Genomic DNA, 16740 nt, shown 5'->3' on the forward strand with positions numbered 1-16740 from the left:
CGTACTGCGTGGGGTGCCGGCGGTTCAGATATTCAGTGCCGCAGTGTGTTCGGCCACTGCTTCGCGGTACCGGGCCACGTTGCGCATCTTGATGTCTTCGTATCCGCGCACCATGTCGGGCAGCTCGGCCACCGCAACAGCCGAAGGCATGTCGTCGGCGGTCAGCCGGCCGTCCGCAAAGGCCTCCAGCAACCGGGTGATGAGTTCGCGGTACTCGACGATCAGTGCCCGCTCGGTCTCGCGGACCTCGGCACGCGCAAACGGATCGAGCTTGGTGCCACGCAGGCGCTTGGCTTTTGCCAGTGACTTCAGCGCAGGCGTGCCCCAGGCCCCGATGGCGATCTTCTTGCGCATGCCCAGCGACCGGAGAGTCGGCGGATGCAGGCGCACAGCAACTTTTGCGTCTTCACCGAACTGGTCGGCGACCTCGGCTGCGAACTGATGGTCCTGCGTCAGACGTGCCACTTCGTACTCGTCCTTGTAGGCCATCAGTTTGAACAAGTTGCGCGCCACGGCGTCGGTGAGGCCACCCACCTCGGGCCGGCCTTCGGCTCGTGCGACGTCACCGACGAACCGGACGTAATCGGTTGCGTAGGAGACGCTCTGGTAGTCGATCAGTTCATCGACCCGGCGGCGCACCGTGCCCAGCACCTCGGTGCTCACACTGTCCAGCGACCGCGTGAGGGTGATGGCCCGGGTGCTGGGCTGCCACGGCGGGGGCGCCGGGTGTGCGGCCGCAACAGCAGATCTGACCGCCTCGCGATCGGCGACGATCTGCCGCCCACGGCGAAACGCCTGCAGATTGCGTTCGACGGCGACGCCGTTGAGCTCGATGGCACGCTCGATCGATTCGGCCGTGATCGGCATGGCTCCCGACTGGAATGCCGCACCCACCAGGAGCATGTTGGCGTACTGCTCGTCCCCGAAGAGTTCGAGCGTGAGTTCGCCGGCGTCGAGGTAGATGCCTCGTTGCACCGACCGGTCGATGGACGACGCGATCTGTGCATCGCTGGGGTAGGACACCGAGGTGTCGATGACCATTGCGCCTGTCGGGATCTTGGTGGTGGAGACGATGGCGGTGGTCTTGAGGGGCGAGGCCACCTTCAGGTTCGCCGGGTCCACGCCGACGAGTCCGTCGCACGACAGGTAGAGGTCGCAGTCACCCGACGCGACTTTCGCCGCCTGTTCCACCACGCCCGAGCTGACCTTGACGTCGCTCACCACTGCGCCGCCCTTTTGCGCCAGCCCGGTCATGTCGACCGTGCGTGCCACGTGCCCGTCGAGAACGGCTGCGGTGGCGATCACCTGGGACACCGTGACAACCCCGGTGCCGCCGATACCCGTGACCCGGAGGGTGAATCCGTCGTCGATCCGTTTGGTGGCGGTGGGCGTCGGCAATACGTCGGCGTCGATGTTCGGCACCGTGTGGCGAACCCGAGCGGCCTCGCCGGGGGTGATCGTGACAAACGACGGGCAATCGCCTTTGAGGCAGGAGAAGTCGAGATTGCACGAACTCTGATCGATCCGGGTCTTGCGACCGAACTCCGTCGACACCGGATGCACCGACAGGCAATTGGACTTCTCGCCACAGTCGCCGCACCCCTCGCAGATCCGCTCGTTGATCATCACGCGCGTGGTGGGAGTCGGTTGCTCACCGCGCTTGCGCTTGCGGCGCTTCTCGGCGGCGCAGTGCTGATCGTGGATGAGCACAGTGACACCCTCGATGGCCGCGAGCTCCTGCTGGATCTGCATCATGTCGTCGCGACTGCGCACCTCGACCCCGGGCGGTAGCTGCAGGGAACGGGTGCGAATCGGATCGTCCGAGGTGACCACCACACGCCGAACCCGCTCGGCCAGAAGTAGTTTGGTGATCTGCGGCAGGTCCATCTGACCGACCGGGTTCTGTCCACCCGTCATCGCGACCGTGCCGTTGAACAGCAGCTTGTAGGTGATGTTCGACCCGGCGGCGACCGCCGAACGCAACGCCAGCGATCCCGAGTGCATGAAGGTTCCGTCGCCGATGTTCTGCACGAAGTGTTTCTCGTCGACAAACGGGGAGATTCCCAGCCACTGCGCACCCTCGCCGCCCATCTGTGTGACTCCGGCGATGTCACCGACCTGGTCGGGGTCCATGAGCAAGACCATGGCGTGGCAACCGATCCCGGCGCCCACCAATGTTCCGTCGGCGACCTTGGTGGAGCTGTTGTGCGGACATCCCGAGCAGAAGTACGGGCTGCGCACTGCCAGCGGTAGTTCGATGCGGCCCCGACTGCGACCGCTGGTCTCGAGCCAGTTCTTGGCCTCGGGGATCTGGTGGTGACGGGCGAGTCGGTTCGCGAGACCGCGGGTGACCGAGTCGATGTCGAGTTCGCCGAACCGCGAGAACAGGGTGGATCCGTCTTCGTTGGACTTGCCTACGATGTTCGGTACATCGGGGCGGCGGAACAGGATGTCGCGCATCATCGTTTCGAGGAAGTCGCGTTTCTCTTCGACCACGATGACCTCGTCGAGCCCGGCGATGAACTCGGTCATGATCTCGCGCTCGAACGGGTACACCATGCCCATCTTCAGGATCCGGATGCCCAGGCGGCCCAGGTCGGCGTCGGTGATCCCCATCAGCCGCAGCCCTTCGCGGACATCGAGGTAGGTCTTGCCCGCCGCGACGATGCCGATCCTGTCGTCCGGGGTGCGCGAGACGATCCGGTTGAGCCTGTTGATGCGTGCGTATTCCATCGCGCGGGGCAGACGGATCGTCAGCTGGTTCTGTTCGAGCTCCATGAGGTTGGCGCCCAACAGCTTTCCGCTGGGGACATGTGGACTGGTACCGAGATCGCCGTAGATGGGGAGGATGCGGTCGGGATGCACGTCAGCGGTGGATGCCCCGTCGGCGACATGGGCGGAGATCTTCATCGACGTCCACAGGCCGGACACCCGAGACATGATCGCGGCGTGGACTCCGAGATCGAGGATGTCCTGGGAGTCGGCGGGATAGAGGATCGGCATGTACAGGTCTGCCAGCGCCATCTCCGAGGCGCAGGGGACGGTGGAACTCTTGGCACCCGGATCATCGCCGACCAGGGCGACGGCGCCGCCGGTGGGGTGGGTGCCGATGATGTTGGCGTGCCGGAGGGCATCGGTGGCCCGGTCGAGGCCTGGAGCCTTGCCGTACCAGTAGCCGACGACGCCGTCGAGCGCACTGTTCTCTCCGCGGTTCGACAGTGTTCCGACCTGGGCCGCCACCTGCGAACCCATCACCGATGTCGCGGCGATCTCTTCGTTGAGTCCCGGGCGGTGCACCACGTCGAAGGGGTCGAGGTACTTGGCGCGACGGGCGATCTCGAGGTCGTAACCGGCGAGCGGAGAACCCTCGTAGCCGGAGATGAAGGACGCTGTGCGCAGATTCTGCCTGCGGTCGAGGCGGGCCCGGTCACGAACCATCCGGACCAGTGCCTGGATGCCGGTGAGGTAGACGGTCCCGGACTCGCGGGTGTAGCGGTCGTCCAGTGAGAAGGACTCGACGGAAGCGGCTGCTCCGCCCAGTGGATCGCGGTCGTGGTCGCCGTCGTGGTGGTTCTGCGTAACGAGGGTCATGGCTGTTTACCCGGCTCTCTATTGTGTTGTGCCGACCCGGGGGTGGTGGGTCGGAGCTTGTTCTTCGGTACCGCGATCGTACGTCAACCTGTGATGCGGGTCACGACGGATATCGGCGTGTGCGGATATCGGGGGCAGGCGGTGAGTGCGGGCGTGGGCGGGATCGGCGAAACTTCGGCCGCGATGTCGTCAATCGCGTGACAATGGGTCTGCCAGCACTTACAGTGACTTCAGTTAATCGTTCCTAACTGAAAGGCGGTGGACGCCGGTGTCCACGACCGCAACCGCACCCCGGTGGCGTGCAACGCATGAAGCCAACGTGGCGGCTCTGCGTGCCCGACTGGATCGCGTGGCCCAGGGCGGCGGCGAGAAGGCGCGGGCCAGGCACCTGGACCGCGGGAAACTGCTGCCTCGTGACCGGGTCGACACGCTTCTCGATGCCGGGAGTCCGTTCTTGGAGATCGCGCCGCTGGCAGCCGAGGACATGTACGGCGGCAAGGCGCCCGCGGCGGGGGTGATCGCCGGCATCGGGCGGGTGGCCGGACGTGAGTGCGTGGTGATCGCCAACGACGCGACGGTGTCGGGCGGCACCTACTACCCGGTGACCGTGAAGAAGCACCTGCGAGCTCAGGAGGTGGCGGCGGCGAACCGGTTGCCGTGTATCTACCTGGTGGACTCCGGCGGCGCGATGTTGCTGCAGCAGGACGAGGTCTTTCCCGACCGCGACCATTTCGGGCGCATCTTCTTCAATCAGGCCAACATGAGTGCGGCAGGTATCCCGCAGATCTCGGCTGTGCTCGGGTCGTCCACAGCCGGTGGTGCCTATGTGCCGGCCATGAGTGACGAGACGGTGATCGTGCGCGATCAGGGCACCATCTTCCTCGCCGGACCGCCACTGGTGAAGGCCGCAACCGGAGAAGATGTCAGCGCCGAGGACCTCGGTGGCGGACTGATGCATTCGACCGTGTCCGGGGTGACCGACCACCTCGCGGACAACGACGAGGACGCGCTCGAACGGGTCCGGCGGATCGTCGCCACGCTCGGGCCGGCCGACTCCCCGCAATGGGACGTGCAGCCGGTTCGCGAACCTGTTGCGGCGCAGACCGATCTCTACGACGTGGTCCCCACCGATGCTCGTACCCCGTACGACGTTCGCGCGGTGATCGAGATCATCTGCGACGCCGGTCAATACGATGAGTTCAAGGCGGGATACGGGACGTCGCTGGTCACCGCATTCGCCCACATCCATGGCCACCCTGTCGGCATCATCGCCAACAATGGCGTGTTGTTCAGTGAAAGTGCGCTCAAGGGAGCGCATTTCATCGAACTGTGCGACAAACGCAAGATTCCTCTGGTGTTCCTGCAGAACATCACGGGGTTCATGGTGGGACGGGAATACGAGCAGGGCGGGATCGCCAAGAACGGCGCCAAGATGGTCACCGCGGTGGCTTGCGCTCGGGTGCCCAAGTTCACCGTGATGATCGGTGGATCGTTCGGTGCCGGCAACTATTCGATGTGTGGGCGTGCCTACTCTCCACGGTTTCTGTGGATGTGGCCCAATGCGCGCATCTCGGTGATGGGTGGACCGCAGGCTGCCGACACCTTGGCGACGGTGCGGCGCAACCAGATCGAGCGTGGCGGTCAGGAGTGGTCTGCGGAGGACGAGGAACAGTTCAAGTCGCCGATTCGCGAGCAGTTCGAAACACAATCGGACGCCTATTACTCCACCGCACGGCTATGGGATGACGGCGTGATCGATCCCGCCGACACCCGCACCGTGCTCGGGCTGGCGCTTGCCGCTGCGCGCAACGCACCACTCGCGCCGGTGTCCTACGGCGTCTTTCGGATGTGATGTGGCGATGAAACAGATAGACACGGTATTGGTCGCCAACCGCGGGGAGATCGCCTGCCGGGTGATCCGCACTCTGAGGCAAGCGGGAGTCCGCAGCGTTGCGGTGTACTCGGACGCAGATTCTGATTCGCTGCACGTGGCCATGGCCGACGAGGCCGTCCGACTCGGCCCGGCCGCCGCGACCGAGAGCTACCTGAAGATCGACGCGGTGATCGCTGCCGCGCGAAGTGTCGGCGCCGATGCGGTGCATCCCGGATACGGATTCCTCTCGGAGAACGCGGCATTCGCACGTGCACTGGCGGAGGCGTCGATCGTCTTCCTCGGCCCGCCGGCAGCGGCGATAGAGATCATGGGCGACAAGATCGCCGCGCGGGAGGCTGTGTCGGCCCGCGACGTCCCCGTGGTTCCCGGCATCTCCCGGCCCGGGCTCACCGACGACGACCTGATCGAGGCAGCGTCCGACATCGGGTTCCCCGTGCTCATCAAACCGAGCGCGGGCGGTGGCGGCAAAGGGATGCACCGCGTTGCCGATCCGGTCGACCTGCCCGCCGCGCTGCGGACCGCCCGGCGCGAGGCCAAGGCGGCATTCGGCGATGACACGCTGTTTCTCGAACGGTTCGTGGACACCCCGCGTCATATCGAGGTGCAGGTACTCGCCGATACCCACGGCAACGTGGTGCATCTCGGTGAGCGCGAATGTTCCCTCCAGCGACGGCACCAGAAGGTCATCGAGGAGGCGCCCTCGGCGCTGCTCGACACCGCCACGCGTGCCCGCATCGGCGCGGCGGCCTGCGACGCGGCGCGGTCGGTCGGCTACACCGGCGCCGGAACGGTGGAGTTCATCGTCTCGGCACACAAACCCGACGAGTTCTTCTTCATGGAGATGAACACCCGTCTGCAGGTGGAACACCCGGTCACCGAGATGGTCACCGGCGTCGACCTCGTCGACTGGCAGCTGCGGGTGGCCCGGGGGGACAAACTGGATTTCGCCCAGGACGACGTGACGATGACCGGCCACGCAATCGAAGCCCGGGTGTACGCCGAAGACCCTGCTGCCGGATTCCTTCCCACCGGTGGGTCCCTGCTCCTCGTGGACGAACCTGCCGGCCCCGGAGTCCGGGTCGACTCGGGCATCGTCACCGGAGATGTGGTGGGCAGCGACTACGACCCGATGCTCGCGAAGGTCATCGTCCACGGCGATGATCGAGCCGACGCCATCGCCCGTCTGGATGCAGCGTTGGCGCGCACCCACGTGCTCGGCGTTCGCACCAACATCGGGTTCTGCCGCCACGTGCTCGACCAGCCCGATGTTCGGGCCGCCGAGCTCGACACCGAGCTGCTCGACCGCCTCGTCGTCGACTACCGCGAACCCCCGCCCCCTTTCGAGGCACTGGCATTGGTCGGGCTTCACCGGGTGCGAACCGGTCGCAGCGGTGAGACACCGTGGACCTCGCAGGTCGGCTGGCGCATAGGTGGACCAGCAGCTACGAGGACACGCCTACAGGTCGGGGACGATGTGGTGACGGTCGCGGTGACCGGAACGGAAACCGACGCCCGCGTCACCATCGGTGACCGCACAGCCACAGCATCGGTGTCCGGCGAGCGACTCACCCTCGACGGCATGACGTCGCGATGGCTGATCGTGCAGGCACCACCGAAGCCGGCCGCAGGCCATCGGACCGACAGTCCGGGGCATTACTGGGTCAGCGGCCCGGCCGGTACCTGGGAAATTGCCGAGTCGAAGATCCTGCGGTCGTCCACCGATGCCGAGGAACTCGGGGAGATCACCAGTCCCATGCCGGGAACCGTTGTCGCCGTGCTGCATCCAGGAGGCGAGTCGGTGGAGGCCGGTACGCCCGTACTGGTGGTCGAGGCGATGAAGATGGAACACACGCTGACCGCTCCACGTGCCGGTGACCTGTCGGTGGTGGTCGCAGTCGGCGACAAGGTCACCAGCGGCCAGCGGCTGGCAACGATCATCGACCACTCGGAAGGAAATCCCACATGACCATCACCGACGACCTGACGGTCGAGTACGACGAACTGCGCAGGACAGTGGCCGACTTCGCACAGTCGGTGGTTGCCCCGGTATCGGCCAAACACGATGCCGAACACACCTTCCCGTACGAGGTGGTGCGCCAGATGGGGGAGATGGGCCTGTTCGGTCTGCCGTTCGGTGAGGAATACGGCGGGATGGGAGGGGACTACTTCGCGCTGTCGCTGGCGCTCGAGGAACTGGGCAAGGTGGACCAGTCGGTGGCCATCACCCTCGAAGCCGGTGTGGGCCTCGGCGCCATGCCGATCTACCGGTTCGGTACCGAAGAGCAGAAGCAGAAGTGGCTGCCGGACCTGATTGCCGGCCGCGCGTTGGCAGGGTTCGGGCTCACCGAGCCGGGCGCGGGCTCGGATGCGGGTGCCACCGCCACCACGGCCAAGCAGGACGGCGACGAGTGGATCATCAACGGGGCCAAACAATTCATCACCAACTCCGGCACCGACATCACCTCGCTGGTCACCGTCACGGCCGTCACCGGAGCGCGGTCACCGGGGCCGGACGGGTCGGCCCGCAAGGAGATCTCGACGATCATCGTGCCCAGCGGCACAGCGGGTTTCACCGCCGAGCCCGCGTACAACAAGGTGGGGTGGAACGCGTCGGACACCCACCCGCTCAGTTTCAGTGACGCGCGGGTGCCCGCGGAGAATCTGCTCGGTGAACGCGGCCGCGGCTACGCCAACTTCCTGTCCATCCTCGACGAGGGACGGATCGCGATCGCGGCGTTGGCGACCGGGGTGGCGCAGGGCTGTGTGGACGAGAGTGTGAAGTACGCCAAGGAACGTCACTCATTCGGCAAGGCCATCGGCGAATACCAATCGGTGTCGTTTGCCATCGCCCGGATGGAGGCTCGCGCACACACCGCGCGCACCGCGTACTACCACGCGGCATCGAAGATGCTCGCCGGCAAACCGTTCAAGAAAGAGGCGGCGATCGCCAAGCTGGTCTCGAGCGAGGCCGCCATGGACAACGCACGCATGGCCACGCAGATCCACGGCGGCTACGGCTTCATGAACGAGTATCCGGTGGCACGCCATTACCGGGATTCGAAGATCCTGGAGATCGGCGAGGGCACCACCGAGGTGCAGTTGATGCTGATCGCGCGCGAGCTGGGTTTCGCATGACCGGCGTGAGCGAGACGGACCGCCAGAGCGAGGACTCGCCGCAACCACGTCGGGTCACCCAGCGCGGCTTGTGGTTTGACGAGTTCGAGGTGGACGCGGTGTACGAACACCGACCAGGGCGGACGGTCACCGAGGCCGACAACGTCTTGTTCACCACCCTGACCATGAACACCCAGGCACTGCATCTCGACGCGGCGTACGCCGCCGAACAACCGGGTTTCGGTGGGGAGCGCCTGGTGAACTCGATGTTCACCCTCTCGACGATCGTCGGATTGTCGGTGAGTCAATTGACGCAGGGAACCCTGGTGGCCAATCTCGGTTTCTCGGAGATCGCGTTCCCCGCACCGCTCTTCCACGGTGACACGCTGTATGCCGAGACCGAATGCACGGGAAAACGGGAAAGCAAATCCAGACCCGGCGAGGGCGTGGTGTCATTGCGTCACATCGGAAAAAACCAGCACGGCGACGTGGTTGCTGTAGCTCAGCGGTCCACGCTCGTGCGCAAGCGCGTCACGTGAGGTCCAGACAGGTGGCGCACCGAGACATAGGAGGAGCACCGGTGACCAACTGGAGTCCGCCCGGCCCGGCCATTCTGTTCTGCCCCGCAGATCGTCCCGAGCGGTATGCCAAAGCTGCAGAGCGCGCCGACGCGGTCATCATCGACCTCGAGGATGCGGTGCGCCCTGAGGCACGCGAGGCCGCTCGCGAAGCGCTGATCAACAATCCGATCGACCCGAACATCACCATCGTGCGGATCAATGCCGCCGGCACCGGTGACCACTACCGCGACCTCAAAGCCCTCGCGCAGACGGCGTACCGCGTTGTCATGCTGTCCAAGAGTGAGACCGCCGAGGATCTGTCACAGGTCGGGTACCAGGTGATCGCCTTGATCGAGACCCCCGCCGGTGCCCTGGCCGTGGAGCAGATCGCCTCGGCGCCGAACTGCATCGGGCTGATGTGGGGCGCAGAAGACCTCGTCGCCGCCATGGGCGGGCGGTCGAGCCGGTTCAGCACCGGCGAAGCCAACACAGGACGTTATCGAGACGTGGTCAGGCAGGTTCGCGGCATGGTTCGGTTGGCCTGTGCAGCCCACGGGCGCTTCGCCGTCGACTCGGTACACATCGACATCGCCGACACCGACGGTCTACACGCAGAGGCGCTCGACGCGGTGAACCTGGGCTACGAGGCCACCGCGTGTATCCACCCGTCGCAGGTGGATACCGTTCGAGCGGCCTACCGGCCCACTGACGACGAGATCCGTTGGGCGGAACAGATTCTGGGTGCCGACAAAGACAACACCGGCGGGGTCTTCCAGGTCGGCGGCCAGATGATCGATTCACCCCTGTTGGGACAGGCGGAGGCGATCATGCGCCGCGCCGAATCACACTAGGAGCGCTTTTCATGGCAACACCTGAGCCCTCGCTTGCAGAGGGGCTGCCGCAACCGCCGCTGCTCACCGTCACGATCGGGGAGTCGTTGCGACAGACCGCCGAGAGATTCGGTGACAACGAGGCCCTGGTCGACGTTCCGACGGGTCGTCGATGGACCTATCGCGAGTTCCGTGATCAGGTGCGTGCGTTGGCTGCCGGCCTGGCACGCAGTGGCTTGGTGCCTGGCGACCGAATCGGGCTGTGGGCCCCCAACTGTGCGGAATGGGTGCTGACTCAGTACGCGGCGGCGGAGTCGGGTCTGATCCTCGTCAACCTGAATCCGGCGTACCGCCAGACCGAGATCGAGTTCGCGTTGCAACAGTCAGGAACGCGCACCGTGATCGCTGCACCGCAGTTCCGCGACGCCGACTACGCCGGGATGCTCACCACCGCCATCGACAACTGTCCCGACCTCGCATCGGTGGTGCTACTCGGTTCCGATGAATGGTCCGAATTGCTCTCGACCGCAACACGATCAGAGTTGTCCGCACTCGACGACATCGCGTCGACGCTGACACCCGACGACCCGATCAACATCCAGTACACCTCCGGCACAACAGGTAATCCCAAGGGTGCCACCCTGTCCCACCGGAACATCCTCAACAACGGCTATCTGGTGGGGGAGCTGTGCAATTACACCGACCAGGACCGGATCTGCATCCCTGTCCCGTTCTACCACTGTTTCGGCATGGTGATGGGAAACCTGGCGGCCACCACCCACGGGTCCGCGATGGTGATTCCGGCACCAGGGTTCGACGCCGCCAAGACGCTCGATGCTGTTGCGGGCGAACGCTGCACCAGCTTGTACGGCGTCCCGACGATGTTCATCGCCGAGCTCGCGCTGGCCGATTTCGACACCTATGACCTGAGCTCCCTGCGCACGGGGATCATGGCCGGATCGCCGTGCCCGGCGGAGGTGATGCGGCAGGTGATCGACAAGATGCACATGTCGGAGGTGTCCATCTGTTACGGCATGACCGAGACGTCGCCGGTATCGACGCAAACGCGCTCCGACGACACGTTCGACCGGCGTGTGGGCACCGTCGGCCGGGTTGCACCACACCTGGAGATCAAGGTCGTCGACCCGGCCTCGGGGGACACCGTGCCCCGCGGCGACGTCGGCGAGTTCTGCACCCGTGGTTACAGCGTGATGATCGGATACTGGAACCAGCCCGACAAGACGGCCGAGGCCATCGACGGCGACGGCTGGATGCACACCGGCGATCTGGCCGTCATGGATGAGGACGGTTATGTCCAGATCACCGGCCGCATCAAAGACATGGTGATCCGCGGCGGTGAGAACATCTACCCCCGCGAGATCGAGGAGTTCCTCTACACCCATCCCGACATCCTCGACGCCCAGGTCATCGGGGTGCCGGATGAGAAATACGGCGAGGAGTTGATGGCATGGGTGCAATTGCGTGACGGCGTCAGCGATTTCACCGTCGACGATCTCCGCGCGTTCGCCGACGGAAAGATCGCGCGCCACAAGATCCCCAGATACGTTCACGTGGTCGAAGCGTTCCCGATGACGGTCACGGGTAAGATCCGCAAGGTCCAGATGCGGGAGAGTGCCCTGGACATCCTCGGAATCGGCCGATGAGTCGAATGGACGAGTTCGCCGAAGCGGTCGGTGCTGCCCGCGGACTGACGTTCAACGGGTACGACGATCTGTGGCAGTGGTCGGTGGACCGGCCCGAGCAGTTCTGGCGCGAGGTGTGGGACCACTTCGGCGTGCGAGCGACCGGCGGTAGCACGCTCGGCGACGCCGACTCCGATGTACTGCGCGATCCCGAGATGCCGGGTGCACGGTGGTTCCCAGACGTCTCCCTCAACTATGTCGACCAGATCCTGTCGCACACCGACCAGGACGGTGTCGCCATCGTAGGGCTGAGCGAGGACGGTCGCCGTACCGAGATCACGTGGGGTGAACTGCCACAGCAGATCGCCGGTGTTGCAGCGACATTGCGTGAGATGGGCGTCGGGCGAGGCGACAGGGTGGTGGCCTACCTGCCGCATGTGCCCGAGGCCGTGATCGCGTTCCTGGCCACCGCTTCGCTCGGAGCGGTGTTCTCGGGCTGTGGCCAGGACTACGCGCCGGCCGGTGCTGCCGGCCGCTTTGCCCAATTGGACCCGCTGGTGATGATCTGGGCCGACGGCTATCACTACGGCGGCAAGTGGATCGACAAACGCGGCGACAGTGCGGAGCTGGCCGGAATGCTCCCGACGCTGACCGGGCAGCTGGTCGTGCGTACCGCCGAATCCGACCCGGAAGATGAGGATTCGGCCGACGGAGCCGTCGAGTTCTCCGTCGCCGCACGCCGTTCGGCAGACCTGAAGCCTGAACCGGTACCCTTCGACCATCCGCTCTGGGTGCTGTTCAGCTCCGGCACCACCGGAAAGCCCAAAGGCATCATGCACGGCCACGGTGGGGTGGTGCTCGAACACCTCAAAGCCGTTGGCCTGCATGGTGCAATGAACCGCGACGACGTGTTCTTCTGGCAGACCGCCCTGAGCTGGATGATGTGGAACTACCAGGTCGCCGGTCTGCTGGTGGGGGCCAGGATCATCTGCTACAGCGGCCACCCGCTCAATCCGGATGCCGACAGGCTGTGGGGCTTGGTCGAATCGGAGAGGGTCACCTACTTCGGTACCAGTCCCGGACAGCTGCAGGCCTCACGCAAGGCCGGGCTCCATCCCGGCACGGATCACGACCTCAGCGCGTTACGCACCATCGCGAGCACCGGTTCCACGCTCGCGGCAGATCTGTTCATCTGGGTGGATCAGAATGTGAGAGAGGGTATTCCGGTGTCCTCGATCAGCGGGGGGACCGATGTGGTGACCGCCTTCGCAGGCGGCTCGCCAGGCGTCCCGGTGGTGCCGGGCGAGCTGTCGGTGCGGTATCTCGGTGTCCAACTGGCCAGTTGGAGTGCGCACTGCGAACCGCTGATCGGCGAGGTCGGAGAGATGGTGATCACCACCGCCATGCCGTCCATGCCCGTGGGGTTCTGGAATGACCCTGCCGGGGAGCGTTACCGGAAGGCGTATTTCGACCACCAGTGGGCCGCCGGCCCCCGTCCACATGTGTGGCGACACGGCGATTGGGTCACCGTCACCGAACGCGGATCGATCATCATCCACGGTCGTAGTGACGCGACGTTGAACCGCAACGGGATCAGGATGGGCTCGGCCGAGATCTACGAGGTGGTAGAGGGCATCGACCAGATCGCCGAAGGATTCGTGGTGGGGGTCGACGGCCCCGGCGGCGCGTACTGGATGCCGTTGTTCGTCACCCTCACCCCGGGCGCATCCCTTGACGAATCGCTCGTCGCGCAGGTGCGTTCGGACATCCGGCGCAGGCTGTCGCCGCGGCACGTCCCCGACGAGGTGATCGTGGCACCGGGCATCCCACACACCCGAACCGGCAAGAAGCTGGAGGTACCGGTGACCGCGATCTTGGCTGGTCGCGCCGATGTCGCGGTGGACCCTCGGTCGGTGGACGCACCGGAATTGCTCGATTGGTATCGACGGCAGGGCCGCGAACACAGCTGGAAGTGACGTAGTCCGTTTGTTGTCGCAGTCGAAATCAACGGTTGTCGTCACCAGTGGATGTACTAGCGTAAGGCGCGACATATAAATCCGCCGAGCAGCACGCGGGACGAACACCCTCAACAGCAGGAGTGAACATGAGCTATCAACCCGGTGGGTCCGGCTACGGTTCGCAGCAGCCGTACCAGGGCTCGCAGTACCCCGGCGCGGGGCAGCACGAATCAGGACAGCCGTCGTACAACCCCGGCTATGGCCAGCAGCCCGGTGGCGAGCAGGCGCAGAATCCCGGTTACGGCCAGGGCTACGGTCAGCCTGCACAGGGTTACGGCCAGCAGCCCGCCGGTCAGCAGCCCGCCGGTCAGCAGGGCTACGGACAACCGTCGCAGCCATACGGTCAGCAGGGTTACGGCCAGCAGCCGGCCCAGAGTTACGCCCAGCAGGGCTATGGACAGCAGGGTTACGGACAACAGGGCTACGGCCAGTCGCAGGGGCCCAAGGGTCTGCCCGCCGATCTGGCGAAGTACCTCGCCTATGCCGTCGGTGCACTGGGCCTGATCAACTTCTTCCTCGGCTTCGCACCCGCGTTCGACGCCGAAGGCTTCGACGTCGACCAGAACAACCTGTTCCTCAGACTCCCCACGGCCATCGCGCTTCTCGGGGCAGCCGGTCTCATCGCGCTCACCACGGCGCTCCTCCGGCAGAACGCCAAGCTCAGCGGGATCGTTGCCGCGCTGTCGGTCATCGGCGCATTGGTGTTGCTGTTCCAGTTCTTCACCAAGGGTGACATCGACGCCGGGATCGGCTTCATCCTCGCGATCGTCTTCGCAGTCCTCCAGGCTGCCGTCGCCATCGCGTGGCTCCTCACCGAGGCCGGGATCATCAAGACCGCTGGTTCTGGCGCATCGAACGCCAGCGCGGACACCGCGTCGACCAGCACGGGCCAGCATTCGAACAGCAGCCTGACCGGTGACCAGGGCACCAGCTACGGCCAGGCAGGCGACCAGAGCACCGGATACGGCCAGGCAGGCGGATACGGCGCGGCCTCCTCCTACGGCCAGAGCAGCGGAGCCACGGCTGCCGGCTCAGGTGACCAGCATTCCGGTGGTCACCAGGCCGCGCCCGGTCAGAGCAATCCCTACGCACAGTCGGGTTACGGGCAGCAGGGCACCGACTCGGGTTCGATCGGACTGGGCAAGTCCGATTCCGGGCCTGCCGGATCGTCGGACGCCACCACGGTGGTCCCGTCGAGCCCGTCGTCGCCGTCCACGGCTCCAGGTCAGCCGAGCACGCCGTCGTCGGCTCCGGGAACGAGCAGCTTCGGCGCTCAGCCCGGTGCTTCCGCGCCGTACGAGGCCCCATCGACGCCGTCGGGTGAGCAGCAGAACCCCTACGGCGACCAGACCACGCAGTTCAAGTCGCCGGAGCGCTGAGCAAGCACTTCGGTCCAGGTCAGGAGGAGCCGGCCATCACACGATGTGTGGTGGCCGGCTTTTTCGTGTGTCCGTGACGTCTGCCACCGCACGGGTGTAGGGGAGGCCGCTCGTCTTGCCGACCGCTCGGCGCGCCTGACCATCTGTTCGCCGGGCAAATGACACCCTGACAAGGGTGGCCAGCTCTACAGCGGAAAATCTCGCCGCGCGTCTGCGTGAGATGCGCCGGACCCGCCGCGCCCACGAGGTGGGCGCCGCGGACTCGGCACGGGCACTGGTTCGCCTGGCGTTCGGGACCACTGCGATCACCCTCGCGATCCTGGTTGTCATCGCCGCGCTGACCCTTGTTGCGGTCGGTGACGGGCTCGGCAGTCTGCCTGCCACCGTTGCGTCCATGTGGCTGGGCATTCATCAGATCCCACTCACCATCGGCGAGGTCACCATCGGGGTCCTGCCGTTGGCCCCGACCCTGCTGATGGTGGCTGCGGTGGCGCGGGCCACGACGCGGGCAACAGACGTCGACCGTCCTCACAGCGAGGTGACGGCCGTGATCCTCTCGGCCATCGGCGGGCCCCTTCTCGCCACCATTCTGTCCCTGGCGGTGGTGATGGACGCATCCACCGTGATGACCATCCAGAGCCCGGATGCGTTGCTGGCCTTCGCCTGCACGTTCGCAGTGCATGCAGTCGGCGCCGGAATCGGCGTGGGCCTCAAATGGTGGTCCACCCTGGTCGTGCGCGCAGGAGTTGCGGACTGGGTCCTCAAAGGACTTCGCTGTGGAGTCGTTGCGGTGACCGCACTCATGACGCTCGGCGCGATGGTGGTGGCAGTGCGGCTGGTGATCAACTGGTCGGTGGCCGGCGACCTGCTCGCAGCCGGGAACGGCTGGATCGGTGGTCTCGGACTGACGTTGCTCTCCATCCTGTACCTGCCGAACATGGTTATCGGTGCGGCGGGCGCCTTGGTCGGGGCGCCGGTGGCTGTCGGCGGGGCAACCGTCGATCTGTTCGGATCACAGGGCGGTCAGGTTCCGCCGCTGCCGATACTCGCCGCGCTTCCCGATGGTGGAGCCGGGCATTGGACAGCGCTGCTGCTGATCGGGATCGCGTGCACAGCGCTCTTCGTGGGCCGGCTCTGTGTGGACGAATCGCTGCTGCGCAACATCCGGATGGTGGTGGTCGCGGCCGCGACCTCATCGCTCTTCCTGGTGATCGCCAGCGTGCTGGCTGGTGGCGAGTTGGGCGTTCTGGGCAAGGTCGGCGCCAACCTGCCGGTGGCCGGGGTGTTCATGTTCGGGTGGATCGCCGTGATCGGATCGGTGACGGCCCTGGTGTACAGGGCGTTGCCGAGCAGACGCCGCGCGCGGTCGAACATCATCGATGATGACTACTACGACGACGACGGCCGTGGCGAAGAAGGCCGTTCGGACACCGACGACGAGGGCGTCGAGTCGAATCCGGTGGCCGACGAAGCAGCCATCGAATTCGTCCCCGTCGACGAGCAGACCCCGCTCGACGACGACCACGAGTTGTCGCCGGAGCCGGGCCGACCCGAGGTGATCGTGGACGGCTGGGACCCGGAGGACTGGGCCCTGGACGAGGTGTGGGACGACACCGGCAGTGTGGTGGTCGACGAGCCCATCGACGCCGCCGAAGGCGAAGAACTGGTGTCGACCGACGACTTCGGTACCCGGCGCACCCGCTGAATCGGA

At 65.6% G+C, this 16740-nt stretch carries 10 protein-coding genes; 9 read left to right on the top strand and 1 reads right to left on the bottom strand.

The genetic code is table 11. The features are described 5' to 3' along the window. Nucleotides 1-24: 24 nt before the first annotated feature. The gene (locus tag WIMU1_RS22100) at nt 25-3591 is read right to left on the bottom strand and encodes an indolepyruvate ferredoxin oxidoreductase family protein (protein ID WP_062800416.1); all 3567 of its coding nucleotides are present in this window, start codon (nt 3589-3591) and stop codon (nt 25-27) included. A gap of 268 nt (nt 3592-3859) precedes the next feature. Here WIMU1_RS22100 and WIMU1_RS22105 point away from each other — a divergent pair, with 268 nt between their 5' ends. The 9 genes from WIMU1_RS22105 (at nt 3860) to WIMU1_RS22145 (ending at nt 16734) form a co-directional block, all read left to right on the top strand. Continuing rightward, nucleotides 3860-5443, top strand: coding sequence for a carboxyl transferase domain-containing protein (locus WIMU1_RS22105; protein WP_062800417.1), 1584 nt, complete (start codon nt 3860-3862; stop codon nt 5441-5443). A 7-nt stretch (nt 5444-5450) separates the two neighbouring features. Next, nucleotides 5451-7451 carry an acetyl/propionyl/methylcrotonyl-CoA carboxylase subunit alpha gene (locus WIMU1_RS22110; protein ID WP_174548768.1) on the top strand — a complete coding sequence of 667 codons (2001 nt, stop codon included), beginning with the start codon at nt 5451-5453 and terminating at the stop codon, nt 7449-7451. Then, nucleotides 7448-8620 carry an acyl-CoA dehydrogenase family protein gene (locus WIMU1_RS22115; RefSeq protein ID WP_062800421.1) on the top strand — a complete coding sequence of 391 codons (1173 nt, stop codon included), beginning with the start codon at nt 7448-7450 and terminating at the stop codon, nt 8618-8620. Before WIMU1_RS22110 ends, WIMU1_RS22115 begins: the two co-directional genes overlap by 4 nt. Nucleotides 8621-8625: 5 nt before the next feature. Then, a complete protein-coding gene (locus WIMU1_RS22120; RefSeq protein WP_245969086.1) occupies nt 8626-9138 on the top strand; it encodes a MaoC family dehydratase in 513 nt (170 codons plus the stop codon). Between the two features lie 41 nt (nt 9139-9179). Further along, nucleotides 9180-10010 carry an HpcH/HpaI aldolase/citrate lyase family protein gene (locus WIMU1_RS22125; RefSeq protein WP_174548769.1) on the top strand — a complete coding sequence of 277 codons (831 nt, stop codon included), beginning with the start codon at nt 9180-9182 and terminating at the stop codon, nt 10008-10010. A gap of 11 nt (nt 10011-10021) precedes the next feature. Beyond that, nucleotides 10022-11653 (top strand): AMP-binding protein, encoded by a 1632-nt coding sequence (locus tag WIMU1_RS22130; protein ID WP_062800423.1) that lies wholly within the window; start codon nt 10022-10024, stop codon nt 11651-11653. Next, a complete protein-coding gene (locus WIMU1_RS22135) occupies nt 11650-13608 on the top strand; it encodes an acetoacetate--CoA ligase (RefSeq protein ID WP_062800424.1) in 1959 nt (652 codons plus the stop codon). The genes WIMU1_RS22130 and WIMU1_RS22135 overlap by 4 nt, the downstream gene beginning before the upstream one ends. A 128-nt stretch (nt 13609-13736) precedes the next feature. Beyond that, on the top strand, nt 13737-15029 hold the full coding sequence (locus WIMU1_RS22140) for a DUF5336 domain-containing protein (protein WP_147431404.1): 1293 nt from the start codon (nt 13737-13739) through the stop codon (nt 15027-15029). 175 nt (nt 15030-15204) lie between these two features. After that, nucleotides 15205-16734, top strand: a complete 1530-nt coding sequence (locus tag WIMU1_RS22145) for a cell division protein PerM (RefSeq protein ID WP_157366803.1) — start codon at nt 15205-15207, stop codon at nt 16732-16734. Nucleotides 16735-16740: the final 6 nt, after the last annotated feature.

The organism is Williamsia muralis NBRC 105860 (assembly GCF_001598915.1).
Lineage (GTDB): Bacteria > Actinomycetota > Actinomycetes > Mycobacteriales > Mycobacteriaceae > Williamsia > Williamsia muralis.